Raw genomic sequence first — 23,942 nt, 5'->3', positions numbered from 1 at the left:
CCGCTGTTAAATCGCGTTTACAAAGAGATTAAGTTTTCATGCAGCCTTGGAAGCAGACTGCCAATCCATTGAAACATCCTTCATGAAACCGCCGGCGGCACCCAACACCTGCCGCAACCCATAAAACACCGTTCGTTAATACCGAACGGTGTTTTGTGGGTTTCTGCGTTTTTTTTGCAAACAAAGACCAAAGGGACTATTTCCATTCATAAAAACTGCATACAACCTGCGCCACTGATTTGGAAGCGATTAATAGGGCCTCTTCATCAATGTCGAATTTAGGATGGTGATTGAAATAGGCCTTCTCCACCCCTTTCGGTTTACAGCCAATGTAAAAGAAGCAGCCAGGAATCTTTTCTGCATAATACGAAAAATCTTCCGAACCTGAGAAAACCGGAAATTCCACAACATCCTTAATATCTTTGTCATCCATGCTTTCGAGGCTGTTTTTCACGAATCCAGTCAGTTCAGGGTCATTATATAACGGAGGATAATCGGGCACATATGAAAGCTCGCACTGAACATCAAATTCCATTTCTATCCCTTTAACGATCCGGTGGATTTCCTTATCGATCAGCTGTTGGGTCTCTGCCGTCATATAACGGACATCCCCTTCAATTTCTATACGATCTTTAATGACATTAAAGCTTCCCTTTCCATCGAAGGAGCCGATTGTGACTACACCCATATCAAAAGGGTTCAAGCGACGGCTGATTACGGTTTGTACGGCTGTCACGAAATGGGCGCCTGCCACAATGGTATCATTAGCCATATGCGGGGAGGAACCATGGCCGCCCACACCCTTTATAGCTAATTTGAAATAGGTCCGCCCAGCCATCGAGTAGCCGCCGCGATACCCGACGACCCCTGCTGGATGTGAAGGGAATAAATGGATTCCGAAGACAGCGTCCAGTTCATCCAAAACCCCTGATTCCATGATGCTTTTTGCTCCGCCAGGGGGTGTTTCTTCTGAATGTTGATGAATTATTTTGATCGTACCTGGCAGGGAATCTTTCAGCTCAATGATGCAGTCTGCCAGTACCAATAAATAAGCGGTATGCCCATCGTGTCCGCAGGCATGCATGACACCTTCATTTTTTGAACGGAACGGAACCTCCGTTTCTTCTGTAATCGGCAGTGCATCGAAATCGGCACGGAGACCTATCGTTTTCCCTGGTTTTCCGCCTTCGATCGTCACGATGATCCCTAATCCATTTCCTACATTCGTTTGAATCGATACATCTTTCCCCTTATAAAAATCAAGGATATATTTTGCCGTTTTCTCTTCTTTGAAGGATAGCTCCGGATTCTCGTGTAAATGGCGGCGGATTTGAACCATTTCCCCTTTACGGGCTTCCAGCATGTTCATTAATTTGCTTTTCACATTCACGATTATTCTCCCCCATTATTTCAAGTTGATTGGCATATTAGTTAGTTCCATGTACGCTGCAAACCTTCTGTATGCAAAAAGCCAAATGAAAAAGGACAGAGCAGGGTTGCGCAAACTTACCGCTCCCTTCTCTGTCCTTTCACCTGAGAATTCAACTCCATTTTGATCATGGAGATTTCCCCGTTGGCGGCCCACTTCCTGCGCGCTCTCCAGAGTTGCGTCCAGCTGCGGTTCCATTTACCTGAGAGATTTGCTCCAAGGGATATTTTTGGAACTTGCTCCTTCGGTGGCTCAATGCTTTGCACTCTCCCACAACGTTCATCCGCTTGTTCTATTGTTTTATTCCATATTTTCAAAATATTACAATTACATTATCGCCGATAAAAAAATAAATATCAACTCCAAGAATCATAAACTCTATTAAACTTTAAAAGGACCGGTATCAGATGCTGACACGGTCCTTTTGTGATTCCATATATTATTGTTCGCGCTTTTTGTTTTTACCCATAATGAAGATGGGCTCCAACTCATTTTCTTCGTAAAGAAATGATAGAGCCGTTATCGGAACATGACCGCTGGCAAAGAAGCTCATCGCCATTTGCGCAAGTATATCATAGCCCGTATCATTCTTCACATCGGCAATGATGATGACATCCTGATGGGGAATGGCCACAGCCATGGTTCCCTCGATCTTAGCCTTGATTTCCCGTAGCCATGATTCATTCAGGATCCTGCTGGCATCATATCCATCATTCGTGTTCAAAAAATAAAATGCATTACCCGCAACGATATCCGACTTCATTTCAGTGGAGAGGGAACGGGCATTAAAAAGGGCAATTTCACGGATCTTGTCACCCTGCCAATTTTCCCGTTGAATCATCTTTTCGTCTATAAGACGGTAGGTTTTACCTAAATCAAGGGCATAAAAAATCCGGGTTTCAGCCGTATGCTCATCGAATAAAAATGGATTTCCTTCTTCCGATTCCATTGGAAAGGAGGTCGAGCGGATGACTGGGAAAATGAATTTCTCCTTGCCTTCCATGCTGTGTTCTCCCCCCATCACATTCAGGGCCTCTTCCACGTAATAGATTATTTCATCGATGGCCTTTTCCTGTACGTTTTCATAGTTGGCAAGTACAGGAGGCAACTCGATGGTTATTCCCTTCCCGGTCTTCACATTTTCCACCCGTAACGTATCTTGCTTGCTATCGAATTTGAATGTGCGATTTTCATCTTTTAAACGTTCCTTCAGGATATTCTTCAGCTTCGTGCTGTCCATTTTCATGACTGACCCTCCTCTTCATTGAAAAATCCCCAGCGAGAAGGGGAAATTGATTATAGTGATTGTATGAATTCCTCAATTTGTTCTTGCGTTTTGCGATCTTTGCTTACGAATCTGCCTAGCTCTTTTCCATTATCGTACGCGATGAAACTTGGTATACCGAATACATCATTCGCCGCACACACATCGATGAATTCATCACGGTCCACATGAATGAATGTAAAGTCAGGAAATTTCGTTTCAATCTCCGGCATGATCGGTTCGATTACACGGCAATCTCCACACCATGTCGCTGAAAAAAGAAAGATATGCTTTCCTTCATTTTTCAATGCATCATATTGTTCAACGGTTTTTAAATTTTCCATTTGAATATTCCTCCTGCTCTAAATGACACCTTAGTTTTTATAAACCCATCATACCAGACTCTCCTGAAATCAACCATTAATACGGATCGGATGAACGGCCGTGGCAAAGCTTATTTCTGGGGCACGGATGAAACGATTTCCATCATTTGTTTCGCATCGGCTTTTAGTTGGTCTTTATCCGTTTCGGTTGTCAGCTTCACCCCGCCGATCCCCACTGCAAGCTCATACTTTTCTTTCGGTATCTCTTTGATCGAGATAAAGCCGAATTTATCATCAGTCTGAAAAGAATGCAGCATTACATTTTGATCATCTTGTTCCTTTATCGCCAAATATAACACGGAGCTGTCTTCTTTTTCATTTGGATTGACAAATAATATATAAATCTTATCACCTTTTTGTAAAATCAAATTATTATCATGTTCTTCCACTACTTTAAAATCCTTTGGCAGATAGACCTGAATTAGCCCCGCCTCTTGATTGGGCTGTTTTTCATCGTCACGAAAAGCCACTTCAGCAGCCTTCATTGCCTTTTCGGTTTGTCTCTCGATACCTGAGCAGCCCGTGATCAAACTGCTTATCAACAGGAAAACAAGGATATTCTTATTCGATAAAGCCATCGTCATCCCTCCAGCCGTCTCTTTTACTACCATATGGATAATATTATCCTTATTTACGGAATTCATCCATTTTCTAAAAAACATGGTACAATGAAAGCAATTTTAATACCAAGGAGGAAAACAATGAAGTTAACCGTGTATCTTGCTGGGGAGATCCATTCGAATTGGAGAAGTGAGCTGAGAGATAAGGCCGCTGCACTAAAGCTTCCTCTAGAATTTGTCAGTCCTATGGAAAATCATGAACGCTCCGATAATATCGGTGAAGATATCCTCGGGGAACAGCCGAATCCCATCCTGAAGGATGCGGCCGCTTCCCAAATCAATAATTTGCGGACAGGTCTTTTGTTGAAAAAAGCTGATCTGGTCGTCGCACTGTTTGGGGAGAAATATAAACAGTGGAATACTGCCATGGACGCAAGCACTGCCATATCCCTGGGAAAACCGCTTATTTTGATTCGTCCGGAATCCCATCACCATGCCTTAAAGGAATTATCGGAAAAGGCGAGTGTCACGGTAGAATCCGTGAACCAAGCCATGAAGGTGCTTTCTTATATTTTTGAAGAAGGGCTGTAAATCGTCCAGCTCAAGTATGAAGACTCATTGATCAAGAAACGAAAAAAAGCTTGCAGGGTCTCCCCTGCAAGCGAAAAACGATTTTTTTATCTTACCCCTTTTTAATGGGAATCCAAATTTCGGAGTAATAGTCGGGATTTGAAGCGTCATCATTCGCATATACTTCCAATTCTGGAGTTCCGGCATGTTGATACCCGCTGGTAGGGAACCATTCGGAAAAAATTCGTTTCCAAGCTTGTTGGATGGCATCAGGCATAGGTCCGTGAACTTCGAATGCAACCCACTTGGAAGCCGGTATCGTAAGGGTTGAAAACTCTTCAGGCACTTTCCCGGCATACTCTGCACCTATCCAATAATCCATCGTTTCATTCTTTTCCATCGCCCGCTTATCGACACATACACCAATCAAGCCATCTATTTGGCCATTGTTCAACTTCGCCAACCTATCTCCCGTTCCATCCGAATTCACTTTCTCCCACAACTTTGGAATGCCGATCAAGTTCTCTTCATGAACCAAGGAAAACTCTTGCTTGATTCCGATCAATTGAAAGGAATCCCTTTCAAGGATATTATATTTCATCGGTTTTTCCCCTTTCAGGATCACCTGTATCACCAGGCGTTCATAGAATTTCAGCTTCCCCATATACTTTCGGGCTTCGCTTGGGGATACCCCATGCTGCCTCCGAAAAGCTTTTGAGAATGCCTCGGGGGTGTCATAGCCATACTTGTAGGCTAAATCAATGACCTTGCCATTTGTTGATGAAATCTCCTGGGCCGCTAAGGTCAGTCTTCGACGACGGATGTAGTCACCAATGGTTATATCCGTTAAAATGGTGAATGTCCTCTGAAAATGAAAAGCTGAGGCATTCGCCTGCCGGGAAATGCTCTCGATCGGCAGGTCCTCCAATAAGTGCTCCTCGATATATTCGATGGCCTTTTGGATTGATTCAACCCACCCCATTTCGCTCCCCCCTTGTCACTATACTAGCAAGGCCGCTCAATAAAATCCTGTCCGTTCCTGCTCTGTTTTGGCAGTGTTCGTTTCCATCATTCGAAACCCGCATTTCCATGACCGTGATTCAAAAATCCTGCTTTTTCATTTTCAGTCTATACTCGTGTTGACCGGCTAGCATCCTCATGATATGAAGGAACATTTCCCCCCTGGTGATTCGCTCATTTGTAAATACGCCGATCGCACCTTCCTTTTTGCTAATGTTCTCTTGCCTTGTGAAGGCGTCCATCACCGGGCCCAGCTCTTCACCTTCCAGCAGTTTCTCAGCAACAATTCCCGGAACTGGGATTCTCGCTCCGGCAGCTACAAAGACCTCACCGTCCCTTGTTGCCATTGCACCCCAATTACATAGAAACAGGGCTTGTCCCATTTTCACGACACCGCCTTCAAGCCCGATACCCATTTCGGCATCACTGTGAATCAAGCAGTTCCTAGCACGTGTCATTGCCCCCTCCATCGTTTCCTCGTCTGAAAAAGGCTGTTCGGGGACCCCGCTCTCCACTTGAAGCGACATGATTTCGGCATCTTCATATACACCAAGCACAGCACCTACTTTCGCCGGATTCTTACTGCCTACTGCAATTTTCAATATAATTCCCTTCCTTCTATGTAAAAAAAGCTGATGGAAAAGGATCCATGACTGCATCCCTTTCCATTTCAGCTTCCTCCATCAACCGTTATTAATCAAGGTCTCGAATGTCGTTTTATCACAGGAACGAACCAATTTCCCAATCAGTTCACGTGCAGCGGCATAATCATCAATATGAATCATGGATGCATGTGTATGAATATAACGGGAACAAATGCCAATCACCCCGCTTGGAATGCCTTCGTTTGCAATATGGACTTGCCCTGCATCCGTTCCTCCTTGGGAAACGAAATATTGATATGGAATCTCATTCGACTCGGCCGTATCAAGGATGAATTCCCTCATGCCGCGATGAGTGACCATCGAACGATCGAAAATGCGGAGCAGTGCCCCTTTTCCTAGCTGGCCAAATTCACTTTTACTGCCGGACATATCGTTCGCCGGACTTGCATCCAAAGCGAAGAAAAGATCCGGTTTGATCATATGTGCTGCAGTTTGCGCACCCCGTAATCCGACTTCCTCCTGGACGGTTGCCCCGGAATATAGGATATTCGGTAACGTTTCACCTTTTAAATCCTTTAACAATTCAATCGCAAGTCCGCAGCCGTAACGGTTATCCCACGCTTTTGCGAGGATTTTCTTCTCATTGGCCATAGGGGTGAATGGACAAATCGGTACAATCTGCTGACCTGGCTTAATACCGATTCTCTTCACATCTTCCTTATCATCCGCCCCGATATCAATCAGCATATTTTTGATATCCATTGGTTTTGAGCGTTGCGATTCATCAAGCAAATGGGGAGGAATCGAACCGATGACACCAATGACCGGGCCGTTATCGGTTATGATCTCGACTCTTTGGGCCAATAGCACCTGACTCCACCAGCCTCCCAAGGTCTGAAAGCGGATCATCCCATTTTCTGTTACGGAGGTGACCATGAATCCCACTTCATCCATGTGCCCGGCAACTAGTACAGTCGGCCCATCTTCATCGCCTTTTTTCACGCCAAATATTCCGCCCAGGCGATCTTGGACGATTTCATCCGAATACTTTTCCAGCTCCCTCTTCATGAAACTCCGAACTGCATGTTCATTTCCCGAGGCTCCCGGTAATTCCGTCAATGTTTTAAAAAGCTCCAAAGTCTCATGATTCATTTTTTCTACCCCTAACCTATGTATTGTTTCTTACTATTTTACAGAACTTAGCATCGTGATACACTTGAAAGTTCTAATTTATCAGTTAATGGGTAAAATTTCAAATTATTAGTCAAATAAAGCGTTATTCTGTATACTGGAAGAAGCGATTTTAAAAAAAGCAATGGAGGAGAAATCAATGAATTGGAAAACGTTTTTACTAGGAACCGCAGCCGGGTTTGCTGCTGGTTATGCGACAAAACAACTATTGGATCAATCAAGTAAACCTTCTCCCGATAAAGTCTTGTCCCAAGTGAAGGAAACAGTCAAAAAGGATGGAAATATATATGGCTCATGGATCTTGATGAAGCCGGAGAACTATACAAAAAATGACTTGGACTATGAAGTGTACAAAGGCGGGATCACCAGAAACACAGAGGGTAAACGTGAGCAATTCGAATTTATTGCAGATGCCTCAACTGGAACGATATTGGAGCTTAATGCGCAAAATGATTGAAACAACAACAGGAGGGCCGTCAAAATGACGTCCTCCTTTTGCTTTCCCTCTCATCGTTTCCGTTTCAATTCGGCTATGATCTCCTTACCCGTTACATCCCATTTGATGGCACAGTATTGGGCATCATGGTAAAAGCTATACCATGACCCATTTTCCAGTCCGGATTTCATCCACTTTTCCTTCGCCTCGATGGAAGTCATGGGATAATCGTCATAGGCGAGGACCCAGAGGACATTCGCATGCGCGTGCGTCGGCATGATATCTGCCATGTGAATCAATCTATCCCCACCATCCTCAATGATGATAATTGCATGTCCATCACTATGCCCACCGGTATGGATCATTTTAATGCCGTCCGTAATTTCCTGCTCCCCTTCAAAAGGACGTACTAGAGAAGCGACAGCCTCCCAGTTTTCTGCCCAATATGTACTTTTTGAACGAATATTCGGGTTTTTCATTTCCACCCATTCAGTTTGGGTCGTAATGATTTCTGCCCGCTCAAAAACAGGCACCCAAGTTTCACCTTCACGTTTCGTCAAACCGCAGGCATGGTCGAAATGTAGATGGGTCATTAAAATGTAATCGATATCATTTGGGTGGATCCCAAGTCTGCCAAGATCTTCGACAAGATTGGATTCCTCCGTCACCCCAAAATTCCGTTTCTGTTTGTCATTCAGCTTTCCATTGCCAATACCGGAATCTATAAGCATGTTCAATCCATTGGCCTGCACCAAAATCGGATTCGTACGTAACTCGATTTGGTTATTTTCGTTAACAGGATACTTCTTGGTCCATAGCGGTTTCGGTACAACACCGAACATCGCACCGCCATCCAAGTGAGTCACACCGCCATTCAACCATGTTAATTTAATTTCCCCTATTTGCATCGTTTCCATTTTACCCCTCCTCTCCCTTTAGTTTAACACCCACTTCCATTTATTGAAATCGATAACAACCAAGTCACCCTCGTGAATGGCATACAACGCCTTAACAAAGAAAAAAACCAGATGCTGTGCACCTGGTTTTTGGATCGATGATTATTGGAACATTGCTTCCAATCGGTATATCCGGTTGCCTTTACTCGAGAACTTTTCTTCATATTCAGTCATGATGTTGCCTTCAAAACTGCTATTGTGAAGATCAAGACTTACATATTTCAAGAGCATGCCGTACTCGGAAATGCTTTGCAAGGAAGATTCGAATAACCCTTGGTTATCCGTCTTGAAGTGAATCTCGCCATTGTCCGGCAGGATGCCTTCATATACTTCAAGGAAGGTCTTATACGTTAACCGACGTTTTGCATGACGTGATTTCGGCCATGGATCAGAGAAATTCAAGTAGACGCGATCCACGTCCCCTTTTGCAAAATAGTCCCCTAAGTTCGCTGCATCAACATTCAACAGCTTTAAATTTGGAACATCCGCTTCAATCAGCAAATCCAAAGCAGCTACAATGACGCTACCATATACTTCAATTCCAATGAAATTCACATCAGGATGGGCTTTTGCCATTTCTGTGATGAAACGGCCTTTTCCCGTACCCACTTCAATATATAACGGATTATCGTTACCGAAAACTTCATGCCATTTACCTTTATGGCTCACTGGCTGCTGAATTACATATTGTGGAAAATCATTCAAACGGTCTTCAGCCCAAGGTTTATTTCTTAAACGCATGATGACACCCCTATTTAAAATATAATCGTTCAAACCATAACACGAGTGCATGGATTCCTGCAAGTTGATTTTTTCAGGAAACACACACTGAATAAATAAAAAAACTGCCGGCCATCCAGGCGGCAGTCTCCGTAGTTTTCATGTATAAAACTTTCAGCAAAACACACCATAAATAAGTGAAGGGCAGGGCGAAAACCACCCGGGAATCCCTTGAATCATATTTAAGAAAGGAGAGGTATTATATGCCGCTTTCCCATGAACATCAAATGTCACTATTGAAAGATATATTGACCAACCATCAAACAGACTGCTGCGGATCCGTTTCTGAATGTGAACAGGTTGAAAGGCTCGTCAAATCCTTAATGATCAATATGGAAATTGACAGCAATGTGAAAACGATTCTGACGGAGATTTACGAATACAGTCAAACAGGCATCGGTACCGCCGATTTAGATGCACATATTTCAACCCACCAGAACGACCTGTCCCAGTGGGTGGATGATATAGATCAATTCTGATCAGCCAACCATCAATAATGCTTCCAGCTTTTGCAGTAATTCATTTCTTTCCTCGTAACGCTTTCTCCGATGATGCCATTGGATGGAAAGCACCAGTTGTGAAACCGTGTGCCATTTCATCCTCATCTCCAGGCCTGCGTCAAGCTTCTTGCCGTAGCGGGCAAGCCATTGATTCCATTCCTCCCTTGGGACATAAGAATACAGGAGTATGCCGAGGTCAATGGCCGGATCGCCAATGACCGCTCCGTCCCAATCAATCAGGAACAATCCGTCGGTTTCGGTCATGAGCCAATTATTATGGTTCACATCACAATGACAGACGACTTTTTCGTCGCATTCAATCAACAGGAGATTATTCTGTAAAAAATGGATGGCCTGCTTGATAATCGGAATATCCGTAACATCCGAAGATAACCCGGTTTCTATGTCTGTAAGTATACTTTCAGGTCGTAAAGGGGATTTCCCAAGCCTTTTGAGCATGCTTAACAAAGGATCGGATTGATGAATTTTTTGAAGCAGCTTTGCGACTCTTATATTGTTCATTTCCTGCTGAGATAGCTCCCTGCCTTCCATCCAATGCTGGGCCGTAATTACATCCCCGTTTTCCAGGCGTTTTGTCCACATTAACTTTGGAACAATGCCCTCAGCCGAAAGAACAGCTAAAAATGGCGATGAATTTCGTTTAAGGAAGAGCTTCTGCCCCTCTTTCTCGGCAATAAAGGCTTCCCCCGTAGCTCCTCCGGCAGGGGATATATCCCACTCCTGACCTAATAAATGTTCCAACTGGTTCACCTTCGATTTCCTCGCTTAATCATACAAATGTGGGTACGTTCACCTAGTGTATGTATTACCACTACTTTGAGTCCATGTTTTATAAAAAATCCGCCTGCTGGCGAAGCTGCATATATACTTGCATCGGGATGATACCCGCAATTAAAAACATCCTCATTTTAGAGAAATAAAAAAATAGCTATTGAGCAATTAAACAATAGCCATAAATTAAATTTTAGTTGAAAAACGGTTTCTTCGTCAAGTACTATAAAACGATTATACGAATAAAACAAAAACAAATAAATCATTTCATATTTTTGTTTGGGTCATCATCCTTGAACATGACGCGGATTTTCTCTTTCAGAACCGCTGCAGCTACTTCATTCGCACCAACAATTTCCCCATCAGACTGGATTTTTACTGACCCTTTATTCTTCATTTTTATCATTTTACCGGAAAAAGAATCAACATTTTTCATGTTTAGGTGACCGCCCCAATAAACGGTGATGAAAACGGTCAATAATTTCAACAAAGCCATATCATGGACCGCTATCACGTTCAGCCTGCCATCTTCCAGCTTCGACATCGGTGAAATTTTCATCCCACCGCCAAAGTAGGGTTGGTTCGCAATAACAATGAACCAAACCTTTTTCAAAAGATGCCGATCACCATCAACGATCAATTCCATGCAGCTGGGCTTATAAGTAAATATCTTTTTTATAAAAATGAACAGATAAATTAATTTACCCGCCCTGATAAAATTAAACCATTTTTTCAGGGGGGAACGATCTGCTTCATCGGAAATTTCAGCATCCAAGCCCATTCCAAGGCTGTTCACGAAATAACCTGCCTTGCCATTCGTCTCGAACCGTCCAATATCAATGGCACGGAAGGCATTTTCCTGAATTAAAGAAAGAGCTTCTTCCACACTATCCGTTTTTTGAATGCCCCTTACATAATCATTGCCGGATCCAGCCGCAATGGAGCCGATGATAGCGTGAGGGAAATCGATGGCGCCATTAATCATTTCATTAATCGTGCCATCCCCCCCGACAGCGATCACCCGGGTATCCTGATTCGTCCCTGATAGAATTTCCTTCGTCAATCTTAGCGCATGCCCCTTTTCATGTGTAAAGGACACCTCATGGGGAACAGCTTTTGATTTCAGTATTTCCTCGGCTTTTTTCCAAATCTTCAAACCCTCTTCATTTCCAGCCATTGGATTGACAATGAAATATACCGTTTCATTAAGGCGCGGCATGCTCATTTCCTTCTGTAAGGTTATAATCGGCTTCCCATTCAGGCCGCAGGCTGGATGTAGTTTGGCAATATTCAAGCAATGCCTGTGCCCCTTTTAACTGCTGTGCCTTAAGAGGGGACGATACAGCCCGCATCCTTTCAAACCACTCCGGGAAGGTCCGTTTATCCAATATCGTAATATCATAAGGTGCTTCGGGATAATCGACATATCCATTCCGGGATAAAATCACCTTTTTAATCGGCATGTTCACTTCATATAGCTCAAATAACCGGGAGACGATGTTCGTCATCCGGTTTGCACCCAACAAAGGGTTGAGCACTTTTTTATCAGGATGCTTATGATGCCTGCGGATCCAGAACCGTTCACTCGAACCGATGAAAGCAGCGTCTTCTTCCGCTTCCAGAAAAGTGATGCACCAGGCATCAACGGGGGTCAATAAAATGACTTCGACCTCAACAGGCGCATTTTTCAATAGAAAGATAGGTTTATATAAAACGAGAAACGTATCCGGAAAACGCTGAAGGAAAAAGCGGAGCCTCTCATCCAAAAAGAATGATTGGTCCACAAATGACTTTTCACGAAGCGTCGAACTCCCCCATTTCATTTGAAAACGGAGCAATTGATTTAAAAAGTTTTGCTTTAATTCGTCCAGGCTGGCCGGTCGGAATGGAAACCTTAATGAAAAAACATTAGTATCTTCAGTCTGGTTCGGTATTAGCAGTTCTTCTGCCTCTCCTTCCTGTTCACCTGTCCGGTGGAACATGCCTTTCACCTTTTTAAACAAGCCCTTTGGCTCTTCCTGATGCGGATCAAATTTGACCTGTGTGGTATGTTCGCGATACAACCGATCCAGCTCGCCCGCATTATAAGCAGCCAGCAATTTATCCCATTGCTGTTTTTTCAACCGTGCAAATTGTGTTGGATAATGATAAATATCCTGCTCATACCGGGAAATATAATCCTGCATCTTTATGAGCTGTGCCATTCGGCCACCACCCATCTCTCTATTTTTGAAGGTTTATCGTGAAAATCTTTTCATATGAGGGGGAAGCTCCAAGATGTGTTTGATATAACGCAACCTGAACTGCTTCAAAATGCTTATCTTCCAAATTCGCTATCTGGCGAACGCGCTCCAACGAAAAGGGACGATCCCCCCCGAATTTTCTTGCCAGCGTGATATGGGGCTTAAACGGCTTTTTATCAAGTTCAAAACCCGCTTCGATACAAGAATCATAGACTTTCCTTTGAATGGCAAAAAGCCTTTCCTGCCGCTTGACGCCTGCCCATAGAATCCTTGGGCTGTCACTCTTGCCGAAACCGCCGATATCGCCGAGTTCCAGGGCGAATGAGGCCTCATTGGCAAGCTCGTTTTCCAAACGCCGCAAAGCATCCTCTTTCAATGTATCGGGAGCATTGCCCAAAAATGCCATCGTAATATGATAATCGGCTGGATGCAGCCATTTCTTAAATGGAAAGTCTTGCTTTAGTTGTTCCGTAACATCATTTAAATAAGCCTTAATATCATCAGGCAATACTAAAGCAAAGAAAAAATGAGTATTCATGGTCACTTACATTCCTTCCTGTTTTCCCTTTAATTTTACCATATTTCCCATTGCATATACCTTTTCTTGGGCATCCCAATAAATATTCCCCCATCAGGAATATTCCCGGTCCAACATACTAGGAATGAAGCACATGACCGATAGTACAGCGGTCCAGGACGTAGTATTTTTCGGGCTGGTCGGATAATAGAAAAAGACAGCGAAATAAAGCAAAAAAAGGACCAAAAAATTGGTCCTTTCCTGTCATTTCTTCTTTTAGCTGAACAGTGTTTCATAAAGCAGGAACAAGTTCAGTCCAATGATTAGTACAGCTATAAGCCAAGCGACGCTCGAGGTGATTTTATGGTTGACCAGCCTGCCCATGATTTTTTCATTGCTTGTAAACATGATCAACGGAACTAAGGCAAATGCGATGCCAAATGAGAGCACAATTTGGCTCATCACAAGTGCTTTGGATGGGTTGACTCCCCATAATATTATGAGCAGGGGCGGAACGGTGGTAATGACCCTTCTTAAATAAATCGGGATATGCCTTTTAATGAATCCTTGCATGACAACATCACCTGTCATTACACCAACGGATGAGCTGGATAAACCGGCAAATAATAATCCTATTCCAAAGAACATCGCGACTGATGGTCCAAGCATGGCACCGAATTGTTGATAGGCAACATCCAAGTCCTCTACAAGTATTCCATTCTTATGGAATAGGGCAGCTGAAACTATGACCATGGCGGCATTGATCGCGCCTGCAATCAACATGGCGATGACTATGTCAATTAGCTCAAAACGATAAATCCTTTTTCTTTCCAAATCGTTTTTTCCGACTATTCTTCTTTGTGTCAAAGAAGAATGAAGGTAGATTGCATGTGGCATAACAGTGGCTCCAAGCATGCCGGCCGATAGCAAAATACTGTCCACTCCCTCGAACTTTGGAGTGAAGAGTCCTAAAACCACGGCAGAAGTGTCAGGTTTTGCATAAAAAACTTGAGCCCCAAATGCTATCACAACGACAAATATCATGACCGTTATCAGAGCTTCGAATGTTCGATAACCTCTGCGCTGGAATTCCAGAATGGCAAAGGAGCCAATCGCTGCAATTATTGCCGATGTGATAAGCGGTAAGTCAAATAGCAAATAAATCCCTAGTGCAGCTCCTATGAATTCAGCTAGGTCGGTTGCCATTATAACGGCTTCGGCCTGAATCCATAATAAAAAAGATGTTTTTTTCGAAAATCTTTCCCTGCATAGCTCTGGAAGGTTCTTTCCAGTGGCTATCCCCAATTTAGCTGATAGGGATTGGATTAGCACAGCCATTAAATTGGATGCGAAGATGACCCATAATAACGTATAGCCATATTTTGATCCAGCGGTAATATTGGTCGCATAATTCCCTGGATCGATATAGGCCACAGCCGCTATAAAGGCAGGCCCTAGATAGGGGAGCAGTTTTTTCATTCCTCTCGAAGAAGATTGATGCAGCACATCGTACATATCTATTTCAACTCCTTTTTACACGCAACTCAAATTGTTGCGACAGGTAAACTTTTTAGGTTATTAGCAAGTATATTCCTGGTTCTTGAAAATGTCAAAAAGGGAGGTTTGCTTAAGGATGTAATGAACGTAAACAGAGATTCACTGATGGCCATCCGCTTCCGGCTGCAAAGATAAAAAAATCCCTTGCCAATAGCGGCAAGGGGAAGGTTTTTTATTTATTTAACGGAACCGCATTGCTTCTCGATTTCCTCTGAAAACAGTTTCTGCAGTCTTTTGGTTATCGGACCGGGTTCCCCGGCTGCAATCGATTGGCCATCGATATTTATAATGGGTGTCACTTCAACGCTTGTGCTTGTATAAAGGACTTCGTCGGCTGCCATCATGTCCTCGACTGTAAAGGCTTCCTCGACATATGGAATTCCGTGATCAGCGCAAAGTTTCAGCATCACCTGACGGGTAATCCCATTCAGGATCAAGTTTGTGGCCGGATGCGTTTTAAGTAGGCCATCCACCACGATTGAGACATTGGACGAACTTCCCTCCGTCACCATACCATCACGATGCTGGATCGCTTCATCACAGCCAGCTTCCACCGCTTGCTGTTTAGCCATTATATTACCCAGTAGATTTAAACTCTTGATATTACAGCGCAGCCAGCGTATATCATCGGTGGTAACAGCCTTGACCCCTGGCTTGACTTCCCCTTTATAAGGCATTTCCTTGGTATAGGCAACAAAGACCGGTTGCACCTCAGCAGTTGGAAATGAGTGTGTCCGCGGAGAAACGCCCCTTGTCAGCTGCATATAGACGATACCGTCCTTCAGTTGATTTTCAGCGATCAGCTCTTTCATGCGGGTGTTGATTTCCGCTGCAGTAAAGGTAACTTTCATCTGTATCAACTTCGCACTGTCCATCAGCCGGTTCAGATGCATGTCCCCCGCAAATAATTCGCCATTATAAACCCGGATGACTTCATAGACGCCATCTCCGAATTGATATCCCCGGTCTTCAATATCCAGCTTTACTTCGGACCTGCTTTTAAGGTCGCCGTTAAAAATGATTTTCCCCATGTCTTTCTCCCTCTTTGTCTCTTATTTAGCCAATTCATGAATGGCACGTGCATAAATGGACGTAGCCTTAAGCATATCTTCAATATCAATATATTCATCTTTCTGATGCGCAATGTCTTCACTGCCAGGGAAAAGCGGGCCAAATGCAACGCCTTCTTTCAATGAACGGGCATATGTGCCGCCGCCAATCGAAAGGAGTACCGCTTCATCCCCCGTCTCCGCTTCATAAACTTCCTGCAACGTCTTAATCAAGAAGCTATCACTGTCCACATAATGTGGAGTTGAATGCGAATTGGTCTTCACTTTCAAATTATATGCCGCAAGTCTTTCTTCCAATGCCGCCTTTTGCTGTTCCCACTCGAATGTCACCGGATAACGCATGCTGAAACCGATCGAGCTGTCGCCTTGTTTGGAATAATTGAAAACGCCGGCATTGACCGTCAATTCTCCTGTTTGCTGGTCCGAATAAGCCACACCTAAATTATTTCCGCGGGAATCTTCAAACAAACGATCCTTTATGAAAGTGAAGTAGGCTTTCGCATGCGGATCAAGGGAAAGATCAGCTAAAAATACGGCTAAATGCAGACCTGCATTCTTTCCATTTTTCGGTTCCATCGCGTGTGCCGAGACACCATTCATTTCAAGCAGCACTTGATTTTTTTGCGGAACGGCTTGGCCCTTCATTGAGTATTTTTGCAAATAATCCTGATAGTTTGCCGCCACTTCAGCAGGGTTGGCCGCTTCCACAATAGCCGTAGCGAAATCCGGTACCATATTCGTCCTTCGACCTGAAGAAAATTCCATAACATTCACTTCAGAGTTCGTGCCATTTCCTGCATCGGCAGGATGTATAACCGAGAAATCCCAGATTCCTTTTTCCGCACTGATGATCGGGAAGTCAGCATCTGGCGCGAAGCCGATCGAGGGCATTTCCTCCACTTCAAAGTAACGGTCAACGCAGCGCCAGTTCGATTCTTCATCGGTTCCAATAATCATCCTCACACGTTTGTTCAAAGGTTCTCCCAGCTCGCGGACCAGCTTCATCGCATGGTAGGCAGCCATCGTCGGCCCTTTATCATCGATTGCCCCGCGAGCATATATGCGGCCATTGCGGATTTCAGCGCCGAACGGATCCGAACTCCAGCCATCTCCCTCAGGTACCACGTCGACATGGCATAATATCCCGATTAACTCCTCGCCTTCACCCATTTCGATATGACCAGCGACATTATCGACATTTTTTACGGTAAAACCGTCTTTTTCGCCTAATTGAAGCATGAAATCAAGCGCTTCCTTAACCCCTTTACCAAATGGGGCCTCTTCTGTCGGATGTTCTTCATCCAGTACACTTTTTATTTTCAATAAGTTTTGTGTGTCCAATAATAAGTCCATTTTCCGTTTTTCGACTTCTTCTCGCCAATTCAATTCACTCACAATACGACAGCTCCTCTTTTATATATATTTTTCATTTTATCACTTTTACTACCCGATTCGCCAAGCGTTGATACCTATTCTTCGTATTCCCGTATTATCGTCAACATCAAACTACCGATAAAATTCCCGGCATAAATAAAAAACACCCTCTTTTATTAAAAAGAGGATGATTTCATTAGACGATCGGCATCCATAAGCTTTGTTACTTTTCGGTTCAGCCTTGGGATGTATAGAGCTAAAAACACGGAACGTCCTAAACTGAAAGCCAGGAATGCAAGCCATAATCCATGATTGCCAAGATTGCTGACCGCTGTGAATTGGACAAATAGAAAAGCCAATAGCGCAAGGAGCATTGAGTTCCTTACTGGAACGGCTTCTGTCGCACCGGTGAACACTCCATAAAAAATGAGACCGATGAAGGCACTGAATGGGAATAGGACTATCCAAAGTCCATATTCATGGGCCAGTTCGATGACTCCGGGAATGTTCGTGAAAAGGAGAATGACCTTATCGCTGAATAGATAGTAAGACGCGGCAAGTATGAACGAAGCATACAAGCCCCACCGCACCGATAGTGAGAGTGTTTTTTTATAAAGGTTTATATCTCTCGAACCGATCGCTTTTCCGACCAGAAGACTCGACGCGTTCGCGAAGCCATCAAAGCAATAGGCCATCAGGTAATGGATTTGAATGAGTACGGCATTGGCAGCCAGTGTCTCTGTTCCGAAAGTAGCTCCCTTGGCCGTAAAAAGATTGAATACCGTGATCAAGCATATTGTCCTGATGAATAAATCCCTGTTGACCACCATCATTTTTTTCAGGGAAGCCCGATCGAACCCCTCCCGGAATGAAAACGAATCCGGTACGTGAACCGCTTTCCGGATCACCCACAAGCCCAGCAATAAAGCGGAAATCTCTGATATCAATGAAGCGGCGGCAACCCCTGATACAGACCACGAAAAGACATTTACAAAAACGAGGCATAAGATAATATTGATCACGTTCATGAAAACTTGAATGAACAAGGATGTTTTTATCCTGGATTTCCCGATTAACCAGCCTAAGATGACATAGTTCAATAATGCAAAAGGCGCACCCCATATCCGGATGCCGAAATAATCTGCGGCATAGGCAGAAACGTCCGATTCCGGACCGATTGCACCTAACGAGACATTCAAAATGGGTTTTTGTATCACGATAAAAAGCAGGCCGATGATCACTGCAATGAAAAAAGGCCGAATCAAGGCCATCAGGCTTTGTTTTTCATCCCGTGCCCCCTCCGCTTGTGCAGCGAAGGCAGATGTACTGACCCTCAGAAAACCAAAAAGCCAATACATCGTATTAAAAATGATGGTTCCGACAGCCACCCCGCCAATATAAGCCGGATCACTCAACTTTCCAACCACAGCCGTATCGACCGCACCGAGCAAAGGCGTACTCATCGTCGAAATCGTAAGCGGGATGGCCAAGGAAAGATACACTCTGTTATTCATGAAATGATGACCTCCTATGTACATAAAAGTTCTGAAAAGTTAGAATTGGAATGACGTTATAAAATTTTGTATTTAAAGTACAAAAAGATTGCAGTATTCAATTTTAATCACTAGAATTGAACATATGGCGCCCCCGATATGCATGAGGGGCCTCTACAAGATTACTTGTGAATCGTTTCAAATAGAACGGGTAAAGCTATTTTGGATATGGATGATGTACGGTTTCAATATTAGGAGAGTGAAAGATTGATACCGCTTTCAACCTGCAGCAGTTATGGGAATTCTATTTTTTACAGACATACATGTCCTTGTTTATCCAGCAAAAAAAAATGCTTGACGGATTCTTGAAGGAGTTATAGTATTGCTCGTTGATCAGATAACATTTGCACTATGCTTGAACATATATTCATCGTTATAACAACTAATTAGGAGTGATCATGATGGGAAGATTAACTAATAAAGTAGCCATTATCACGGGCGGAGCATCTGGTATGGGCAGGGAAATGGTAGACTTATTCACAAAAGAAGGAGCACAAGTCATTGCTGCTGATATCAATGAAAAAGCTGTAGCTGCTGTGAATGAACTGGATCATGTCCATGGAACTGTACTTGATGTATCTTCAGACGATAGCTGGAAAAAGGTGACGGATGAAGTTATCGCTAAATTTGGCAGAATCGACATTTTGGTAAACAATGCGGGTATTTCAACAGAAAAAGGCATTAACGATACGACATTGGCCGATTGGCAGCTAATGTTGAGCATCAATGGTTTTGGGCCATTCCTTGGAATGAAACACGTTGTTCCTCACATGGCTAAAGAAGGCAAAGGAGCCGTTGTAAACATTTCTTCCTTCACTGCCCAAATCGGAATGGGCTTAAACTCTTACTCAGCTTCAAAAGGTGCCGTTCGCGCTATTTCCAAGGCTGCCGCAACGCAATATGGCCGCATGGGAGTCCGTGTCAATGCCGTATTCCCTGGTATCATCGAAACGCCAATGACTCAAAAATTAGAAGAGTCAAAAGAGTTAGTGAACCAAATGATCAAAGCAACTCCATTACAACGTTTGGGTCAGCCGGCAGATATTGCAAATGCCGTGCTTTATCTAGCATCCGATGAAGCTTCATACGTAACTGGTGCAGAGCTTGTCATCGACGGCGGATACTCTGCTCAATAATTATAAGCAGAAATGGAAAATCCCGTTTCTAAAGATCCAGAAACGGGATTTTCTGATTCAATAAAGAAATTTTGTAAGTTGAGCTACGTTAACACACCAATGAAATAACCAAAAGCAGTAAATACCAAACACCAGCTGAAAGCCCCTGCTCCTGCAAAGATAAAGTACTTTCGTTTCCCCATTCCATTCATTCCGGAAATGTAACTGGCGAAATGACGGACTCCTGGGATGAAATAAGCTATGATAATGGTCCAAGGACCGTATTTATTGAACCATTTCTCCAATCTCTCCAACCTCGCGGGGGTCAATTTGATCCACTTACCATGCTTCCTCAAAAAAGGCTTCCCCACCTTTTTTCCGATGAAATAACTGACAAGCATCCCGGATATCGATCCAAGGAAACCGACAAGGAATGCTCCCTGAACATTCAAAACGGAAATGGATGACAAATAGCCGACAAAAGTCATCATGAACTCATCAGGCACCGGCAAGCCAATAATCCCAATGGCCAACAGTCCATATATCGCAAAATAACCATAGTTTGATATTAATTCTTTTACTATATCCATCTAAAGTACTCCATCTCAGCACCCTTTTTAAAGTAATCCATTTTCGTACGCGGGCCTGTGTAACGTGATTACTCCTTTTTAATAGGATAACCTAATTTAACCCAAATGAGTTGGTTTTCATAAAAAAAATAGAAAAAAAGAAGAATGGACACGTTTATTGTTGAAATGCCTATATGATCATGTCAATCAACGTTTCCTCTTTATGGAAATGAAAAACAGCAACAAGAAAGCGGACTCTATACGGAGTCCGCTTCTTCTTAATTCACAAGCTTTATTTCATTGATTGGCCAATACACTAGATTCGCCTTGCCTACAATTTCATCGACGGAAATCGTGCCTATTTCACGGCTATCCAAACTATTTTGGCGATTGTCCCCCATTAGGAACAACTGGCCTTCCGGCACTGTCATGCTGCCTGTAATATCTTCTAGCTTGAAGGATTCAGTCAGCGGCACCCCTGCCATCTGTTTTTTATATTTGTCCAAGTAAGGCTCTTCATAAGCTTTCCCGTTAATATAAAGCGTATCATCTTTATATTCAATATGGTCACCTGGCAGACCGATAACCCTTTTTATATAATCTTTATCTACCGTTGCATGAAAAACGACAATATCAAACCGGTCTATATTATCGATATTCGTTCCAAACTTGGTAAGAACAATTCTTTCGTGGTCTTGCAGAGTCGGCATCATTGACTCACCGTCCACGACAATCGGTGCAAAAATATACGTTCGAATTAAAAAAGCTAGAATGACTGCAATCAATATCGCTTTTATCCATGAAAAAACTTCTTTACTTTTTTCCAATCGAAGTCCCTCTCTCTGTTTTTTATTCATGTCATTATATCATAATCCTTTAATGATCACGTCATACAAATACCCGCGTTTTACAAAATAACAATTATTCCCAATCTTATTGTTGGATTTCTATGCTTTCCAACTCTATTTCCCTGCGCTGCATATTGGCTGGACAAATCGCATGATATGTACGGACTTTCTCATTTATTTCATCCATTCTTTCCAGATTCCGTTCCATTCATTTTTTTCAATTGAACCAATCCGGACAGCTCTTCCCGAATTTCTTTTTGCCATTTTATCCAAAGCGAAAGGTAGCCGGCATCCTTGGCCTTCGTCAAGAAGTTATCATCTATATTCCCCATAGCTCCGACTCCGGAAGCGGTTCTCCAAAGCCAGGATTATTCTTCAGCCGTCTCTTTCATATTCCTTAAAAATCTGATCCATCCAGTTCACATGCCCGTGTTCTTTGCCCATAAACAATCCCCCTTCAGATCACTTCCCGTTACATGTATTTACAATTATAACATTTTTATCAATACACACTCCACCCTGGAGGATCCATCCATGAACACTTTCTACTATTATATATGCATATCTTTAGCCAAACACATTCATACAGCAAAAAAAAGGATTCCCCTATTGCGGGAATCCCTTTTTGCCTTCTATTTAACTGTGATTTTCCGTTTTACTTCTGCCTTGTTCTTCGATTTATCCGTAACTGTGTAAGTCAATGTATAGGTGCCTTTTTTCTTCGTATTCACAGTCCCTGTTATTTTGATCTTACTTGTTAAACTTCCATCAAGATTATCTTTCGCGGAAACACCTGATTTAGGATTGAATGTCGAGTTATAGGCAATGGTTTTACTTTTGGCACCGGAAATGACCGGCTTGGTGCCGTCTACCGTAATCTTTCTTGTGACTGTCGCAGTATTTTTCGATGAATCAGTGATTGTATACTTTAATGTATACGTTCCTTTTTTCTTTGTATTCACCGTACCTGTCACCTTTATTTTACTAGTCATGTTGCCATCCAGGTTATCTTTCGCAGATACGCCTGATTTAGGGTTGAATGTCGAATAATAGGCAACGGTTTTACTTTTGGCTCCCGAGATAACTGGCTTGGTGCCATCTATCGTGATCTTTCTTGTGACTGTCGCTGTATTTTTCGATGAATCGGTGACCGTATACTTCAATGTATAGGTCCCCTTTTTCTTCGTATTCACTGTACCCGTCACTTTGATTTTACTGGTCAAGCTGCCATCGGCATTATCCTTGGCACTCACGTTTGTTTTTGAATTGAATGAAGAATTAAGTTTGATGGTTTTATTCCCGGCACCGGAAATCACCGGCTTGACTTGATCATAAACGGTTATTTTCCTTATGACCTTGGCAACATTCCCAGCCGTGTCCGCTACCGTATAAGTCAAAGTATAGGTGCCCACTTTCTCGGTATCCACCTTACCTTCCACACGTATGGCACTCGTTAAGTCACCATCTTTATCATCCTTCGCCTTTACGCTCGTTTTAGGATTGAAAGTTGAGTTGAATGGTATCGATTTACCAGTTGCACCGGAAATCACAGGTTTATTCGTATCCATGATGGGCACGGCAGCCGATGGCCTATTGGAGATGTAAGCCGATGAAACATACCCCTTAATACTCTTGTCTTCCGTTTGTACGGGGTAAAAGACAAATTTATTCCCTTTGGATTCGTGATAGTCAAAATTCCCTGTGATGATCAATCTTGTATTTGGCGGCACAAGTACTGCACCTGCCGTAGTGCTTATTTCTTTCCTGATATTCGCACTGGATGTCGTCAAAACTTTGTCCCCTGCCTTGAACCAATAAACGGAATCATGCGTTTGATCTGTCAGTGTGTATTCAAGATTTTTAAAAATGATATTTTCGGTGCTTCCCCGGTCATATTGAAAGTCCGTTGTCTTGAATGGATATTTGGCCAGCTTTGTGCCGTCCAAATAACTTTGTTTTTCTATCTCGGCAAAAACTTCCTCTTGGTAGGCATTCGGATTTATTTTCCCGTTTTCCTGGTAAAGAGGACTGTTAACCGGTTTTGTCCCATTGTATGCCATGACAGGGAAATACCAATTTTCGATGACCCTTCTTCCTGCACCTTTGATCTTGGGCAAATCCCTTCTTGAATACATGCCATTCAGTACCTCGACGCCTGCCTCGATATTGTAGACTATATCATTTTCCAGCTTTTTCTGGTCATACCCACTTTTATTGGTTAGCTGCATGAGACCGATCCCGCCATCGCCGGATTTAATCGGTGTACCGTCCTCATTAAATTGCCTCCAATCCCCGTTTTCCTGCGTAGCCACCGCTTTTACCACTTCAGGGGGGATTTCGGCCTCTATTGCCGCATTCGTCAGTAAGCAGTTAATCTGCTTATGGGAAGGATTTTCATTGGTTTGAATCTCACCGAGTGATGAACACGCATTGGTTATTCCAGACTCCGCAAAAGCCTGTCCGTTGAACAAACCGAGCGTTAAACAGGTCAGTACTCCAACCTTCAATAAATGTATCTTCATCGATCGAACTCCAGTCTATTTATATTTAAATCTATAATAATAGTAACATGATAGACTGGTGAATGCAGGTATAAATAGGTATATTCCC

General features: G+C 43.2%; 25 protein-coding genes and 1 riboswitch. Of the genes, 4 read left to right on the top strand and 21 right to left on the bottom strand.

From position 1 onward, the window contains the following. Positions 1 to 196: 196 nt before the first annotated feature. The 4 genes from ACQKNS_RS11930 to ACQKNS_RS11915 all read right to left on the bottom strand — a co-directional run bounded on the left by ACQKNS_RS11930 (position 197) and on the right by ACQKNS_RS11915 (position 3,654). Positions 197 to 1,384 carry an amidohydrolase gene (locus ACQKNS_RS11930; RefSeq protein WP_427644190.1) on the bottom strand — a complete coding sequence of 396 codons (1,188 nt, stop codon included), beginning with the start codon at positions 1,382 to 1,384 and terminating at the stop codon, positions 197 to 199. Between the two features lie 224 nt (positions 1,385 to 1,608). Further along, positions 1,609 to 1,712: riboswitch (glycine riboswitch) on the bottom strand. A gap of 156 nt (positions 1,713 to 1,868) precedes the next feature. Next, complete coding sequence (locus ACQKNS_RS11925; RefSeq protein ID WP_427643106.1) at positions 1,869 to 2,675, bottom strand: DUF1444 domain-containing protein; 807 nt, start codon at positions 2,673 to 2,675, stop codon at positions 1,869 to 1,871. Between the two features lie 50 nt (positions 2,676 to 2,725). Then, a complete protein-coding gene (locus ACQKNS_RS11920; RefSeq protein ID WP_427643104.1) occupies positions 2,726 to 3,037 on the bottom strand; it encodes a thioredoxin family protein in 312 nt (103 codons plus the stop codon). Between the two features lie 110 nt (positions 3,038 to 3,147). Then, positions 3,148 to 3,654: a hypothetical protein gene (locus tag ACQKNS_RS11915; RefSeq protein ID WP_427643102.1), complete on the bottom strand. Its 507-nt coding sequence runs from the start codon at positions 3,652 to 3,654 to the stop codon at positions 3,148 to 3,150. Between the two features lie 123 nt (positions 3,655 to 3,777). On the opposite strand from ACQKNS_RS11915, the gene ACQKNS_RS11910 reads away from it, so the two are divergent. Beyond that, entirely contained in the window at positions 3,778 to 4,227 is a 450-nt protein-coding gene (locus ACQKNS_RS11910; RefSeq protein WP_427643100.1) for a YtoQ family protein, read from the top strand. A 91-nt stretch (positions 4,228 to 4,318) separates the two neighbouring features. Here the strand turns inward: ACQKNS_RS11910 and ACQKNS_RS11905 are convergent, their stop codons facing one another. The 3 genes from ACQKNS_RS11905 to ACQKNS_RS11895 all read right to left on the bottom strand — a co-directional run bounded on the left by ACQKNS_RS11905 (position 4,319) and on the right by ACQKNS_RS11895 (position 6,983). Next, on the bottom strand, positions 4,319 to 5,188 hold the full coding sequence (locus ACQKNS_RS11905; protein ID WP_427643099.1) for a GyrI-like domain-containing protein: 870 nt from the start codon (positions 5,186 to 5,188) through the stop codon (positions 4,319 to 4,321). Positions 5,189 to 5,306: 118 nt separating this feature from the next. Continuing rightward, a complete protein-coding gene (locus ACQKNS_RS11900; RefSeq protein ID WP_427643097.1) occupies positions 5,307 to 5,828 on the bottom strand; it encodes a DUF84 family protein in 522 nt (173 codons plus the stop codon). Between the two features lie 81 nt (positions 5,829 to 5,909). Next, a complete protein-coding gene (locus ACQKNS_RS11895) occupies positions 5,910 to 6,983 on the bottom strand; it encodes a M42 family metallopeptidase (protein ID WP_427643095.1) in 1,074 nt (357 codons plus the stop codon). Positions 6,984 to 7,161: 178 nt separating this feature from the next. Between ACQKNS_RS11895 and ACQKNS_RS11890 the strand changes: the two genes are divergently transcribed. Beyond that, positions 7,162 to 7,479 carry a hypothetical protein gene (locus ACQKNS_RS11890; RefSeq protein WP_427643093.1) on the top strand — a complete coding sequence of 106 codons (318 nt, stop codon included), beginning with the start codon at positions 7,162 to 7,164 and terminating at the stop codon, positions 7,477 to 7,479. Positions 7,480 to 7,529: 50 nt separating this feature from the next. Here ACQKNS_RS11890 and ACQKNS_RS11885 read toward each other — a convergent pair whose 3' ends face one another. Further along, positions 7,530 to 8,375 (bottom strand): YtnP family quorum-quenching lactonase, encoded by an 846-nt coding sequence (locus ACQKNS_RS11885; protein WP_427643091.1) that lies wholly within the window; start codon positions 8,373 to 8,375, stop codon positions 7,530 to 7,532. Between the two features lie 141 nt (positions 8,376 to 8,516). Beyond that, positions 8,517 to 9,155, bottom strand: coding sequence for a tRNA (guanosine(46)-N7)-methyltransferase TrmB (trmB, locus tag ACQKNS_RS11880; protein WP_427643089.1), 639 nt, complete (start codon positions 9,153 to 9,155; stop codon positions 8,517 to 8,519). 242 nt (positions 9,156 to 9,397) lie between these two features. On the opposite strand from trmB, the gene ACQKNS_RS11875 reads away from it, so the two are divergent. Next, positions 9,398 to 9,673: a YtzH-like family protein gene (locus tag ACQKNS_RS11875; RefSeq protein ID WP_034309293.1), complete on the top strand. Its 276-nt coding sequence runs from the start codon at positions 9,398 to 9,400 to the stop codon at positions 9,671 to 9,673. Here the strand turns inward: ACQKNS_RS11875 and ACQKNS_RS11870 are convergent, their stop codons facing one another. From ACQKNS_RS11870 to ACQKNS_RS11835, 8 genes are all read right to left on the bottom strand, one after another. Continuing rightward, positions 9,674 to 10,456 carry a phosphotransferase family protein gene (locus ACQKNS_RS11870; RefSeq protein ID WP_063232868.1) on the bottom strand — a complete coding sequence of 261 codons (783 nt, stop codon included), beginning with the start codon at positions 10,454 to 10,456 and terminating at the stop codon, positions 9,674 to 9,676. It abuts the gene before it with no gap. Positions 10,457 to 10,748: 292 nt separating this feature from the next. Next, entirely contained in the window at positions 10,749 to 11,780 is a 1,032-nt protein-coding gene (locus tag ACQKNS_RS11865) for a diacylglycerol/lipid kinase family protein (RefSeq protein ID WP_427643088.1), read from the bottom strand. Next, positions 11,692 to 12,690, bottom strand: coding sequence for an NERD domain-containing protein (locus ACQKNS_RS11860; protein ID WP_427643086.1), 999 nt, complete (start codon positions 12,688 to 12,690; stop codon positions 11,692 to 11,694). The genes ACQKNS_RS11865 and ACQKNS_RS11860 overlap by 89 nt, the downstream gene beginning before the upstream one ends. 19 nt (positions 12,691 to 12,709) lie before the next feature. Continuing rightward, positions 12,710 to 13,267 (bottom strand): RNA 2',3'-cyclic phosphodiesterase, encoded by a 558-nt coding sequence (gene thpR / locus ACQKNS_RS11855; RefSeq protein WP_427644188.1) that lies wholly within the window; start codon positions 13,265 to 13,267, stop codon positions 12,710 to 12,712. 255 nt (positions 13,268 to 13,522) lie between these two features. Then, the gene (locus ACQKNS_RS11850; protein WP_427643084.1) at positions 13,523 to 14,761 is read right to left on the bottom strand and encodes an Nramp family divalent metal transporter; all 1,239 of its coding nucleotides are present in this window, start codon (positions 14,759 to 14,761) and stop codon (positions 13,523 to 13,525) included. Between the two features lie 218 nt (positions 14,762 to 14,979). Next, positions 14,980 to 15,834 carry a D-amino-acid transaminase gene (gene dat / locus ACQKNS_RS11845; protein WP_427643082.1) on the bottom strand — a complete coding sequence of 285 codons (855 nt, stop codon included), beginning with the start codon at positions 15,832 to 15,834 and terminating at the stop codon, positions 14,980 to 14,982. Positions 15,835 to 15,855: 21 nt separating this feature from the next. Then, complete coding sequence (pepV, locus tag ACQKNS_RS11840; RefSeq protein WP_427643080.1) at positions 15,856 to 17,268, bottom strand: dipeptidase PepV; 1,413 nt, start codon at positions 17,266 to 17,268, stop codon at positions 15,856 to 15,858. A 155-nt stretch (positions 17,269 to 17,423) separates the two neighbouring features. Then, entirely contained in the window at positions 17,424 to 18,761 is a 1,338-nt protein-coding gene (locus ACQKNS_RS11835) for an MATE family efflux transporter (RefSeq protein WP_427643078.1), read from the bottom strand. A 440-nt stretch (positions 18,762 to 19,201) separates the two neighbouring features. Here ACQKNS_RS11835 and ACQKNS_RS11830 point away from each other — a divergent pair, with 440 nt between their 5' ends. Then, positions 19,202 to 19,936, top strand: a complete 735-nt coding sequence (locus tag ACQKNS_RS11830; protein ID WP_427643077.1) for an SDR family NAD(P)-dependent oxidoreductase — start codon at positions 19,202 to 19,204, stop codon at positions 19,934 to 19,936. A gap of 83 nt (positions 19,937 to 20,019) precedes the next feature. Here ACQKNS_RS11830 and ACQKNS_RS11825 read toward each other — a convergent pair whose 3' ends face one another. The 4 genes from ACQKNS_RS11825 to ACQKNS_RS11810 form a co-directional block, all read right to left on the bottom strand. Beyond that, positions 20,020 to 20,505: a DedA family protein gene (locus ACQKNS_RS11825; protein WP_427643075.1), complete on the bottom strand. Its 486-nt coding sequence runs from the start codon at positions 20,503 to 20,505 to the stop codon at positions 20,020 to 20,022. A gap of 257 nt (positions 20,506 to 20,762) precedes the next feature. Further along, positions 20,763 to 21,341 carry a signal peptidase I gene (lepB, locus tag ACQKNS_RS11820; RefSeq protein ID WP_427643073.1) on the bottom strand — a complete coding sequence of 193 codons (579 nt, stop codon included), beginning with the start codon at positions 21,339 to 21,341 and terminating at the stop codon, positions 20,763 to 20,765. A 170-nt stretch (positions 21,342 to 21,511) separates the two neighbouring features. Next, positions 21,512 to 21,664 carry a hypothetical protein gene (locus ACQKNS_RS11815; RefSeq protein ID WP_427643072.1) on the bottom strand — a complete coding sequence of 51 codons (153 nt, stop codon included), beginning with the start codon at positions 21,662 to 21,664 and terminating at the stop codon, positions 21,512 to 21,514. A gap of 300 nt (positions 21,665 to 21,964) precedes the next feature. Further along, complete coding sequence (locus tag ACQKNS_RS11810) at positions 21,965 to 23,854, bottom strand: immunoglobulin-like domain-containing protein (protein ID WP_427643070.1); 1,890 nt, start codon at positions 23,852 to 23,854, stop codon at positions 21,965 to 21,967. Positions 23,855 to 23,942: the final 88 nt, after the last annotated feature.

The organism is Peribacillus sp. NPDC094092 (assembly GCF_050279365.1).
Lineage (GTDB): Bacteria > Bacillota > Bacilli > Bacillales > DSM-1321 > Peribacillus.
This window is presented reverse-complemented; position numbering and strand designations above follow the sequence as displayed.

What these genes read in the sequence shown, in the direction of transcription:
- ACQKNS_RS11895 (WP_427643095.1), bottom strand. Translation starts at nt 6,983, where the DNA reads ATGAATCATGAGACTTTGGAGCTTTTTAAAACATTGACGGAATTACCG.
- ACQKNS_RS11815 (WP_427643072.1), bottom strand. Translation starts at nt 21,664, where the DNA reads ATGGGGAATATAGATGATAACTTCTTGACGAAGGCCAAGGATGCCGGC.
- ACQKNS_RS11920 (WP_427643104.1), bottom strand. Translation starts at nt 3,037, where the DNA reads ATGGAAAATTTAAAAACCGTTGAACAATATGATGCATTGAAAAATGAA.
- ACQKNS_RS11905 (WP_427643099.1), bottom strand. Translation starts at nt 5,188, where the DNA reads ATGGGGTGGGTTGAATCAATCCAAAAGGCCATCGAATATATCGAGGAG.
- dat (WP_427643082.1), bottom strand. Translation starts at nt 15,834, where the DNA reads ATGGGGAAAATCATTTTTAACGGCGACCTTAAAAGCAGGTCCGAAGTA.
- ACQKNS_RS11825 (WP_427643075.1), bottom strand. Translation starts at nt 20,505, where the DNA reads ATGGATATAGTAAAAGAATTAATATCAAACTATGGTTATTTTGCGATA.
- ACQKNS_RS11925 (WP_427643106.1), bottom strand. Translation starts at nt 2,675, where the DNA reads ATGAAAATGGACAGCACGAAGCTGAAGAATATCCTGAAGGAACGTTTA.
- ACQKNS_RS11850 (WP_427643084.1), bottom strand. Translation starts at nt 14,761, where the DNA reads ATGTACGATGTGCTGCATCAATCTTCTTCGAGAGGAATGAAAAAACTG.
- thpR (WP_427644188.1), bottom strand. Translation starts at nt 13,267, where the DNA reads ATGAATACTCATTTTTTCTTTGCTTTAGTATTGCCTGATGATATTAAG.
- ACQKNS_RS11910 (WP_427643100.1), top strand. Translation starts at nt 3,778, where the DNA reads ATGAAGTTAACCGTGTATCTTGCTGGGGAGATCCATTCGAATTGGAGA.
- ACQKNS_RS11890 (WP_427643093.1), top strand. Translation starts at nt 7,162, where the DNA reads ATGAATTGGAAAACGTTTTTACTAGGAACCGCAGCCGGGTTTGCTGCT.
- ACQKNS_RS11835 (WP_427643078.1), bottom strand. Translation starts at nt 18,761, where the DNA reads ATGAATAACAGAGTGTATCTTTCCTTGGCCATCCCGCTTACGATTTCG.
- trmB (WP_427643089.1), bottom strand. Translation starts at nt 9,155, where the DNA reads ATGCGTTTAAGAAATAAACCTTGGGCTGAAGACCGTTTGAATGATTTT.
- ACQKNS_RS11830 (WP_427643077.1), top strand. Translation starts at nt 19,202, where the DNA reads ATGGGAAGATTAACTAATAAAGTAGCCATTATCACGGGCGGAGCATCT.
- ACQKNS_RS11860 (WP_427643086.1), bottom strand. Translation starts at nt 12,690, where the DNA reads ATGGCACAGCTCATAAAGATGCAGGATTATATTTCCCGGTATGAGCAG.
- ACQKNS_RS11875 (WP_034309293.1), top strand. Translation starts at nt 9,398, where the DNA reads ATGCCGCTTTCCCATGAACATCAAATGTCACTATTGAAAGATATATTG.
- lepB (WP_427643073.1), bottom strand. Translation starts at nt 21,341, where the DNA reads ATGAATAAAAAACAGAGAGAGGGACTTCGATTGGAAAAAAGTAAAGAA.
- ACQKNS_RS11915 (WP_427643102.1), bottom strand. Translation starts at nt 3,654, where the DNA reads ATGGCTTTATCGAATAAGAATATCCTTGTTTTCCTGTTGATAAGCAGT.
- ACQKNS_RS11810 (WP_427643070.1), bottom strand. Translation starts at nt 23,854, where the DNA reads ATGAAGATACATTTATTGAAGGTTGGAGTACTGACCTGTTTAACGCTC.
- ACQKNS_RS11885 (WP_427643091.1), bottom strand. Translation starts at nt 8,375, where the DNA reads ATGGAAACGATGCAAATAGGGGAAATTAAATTAACATGGTTGAATGGC.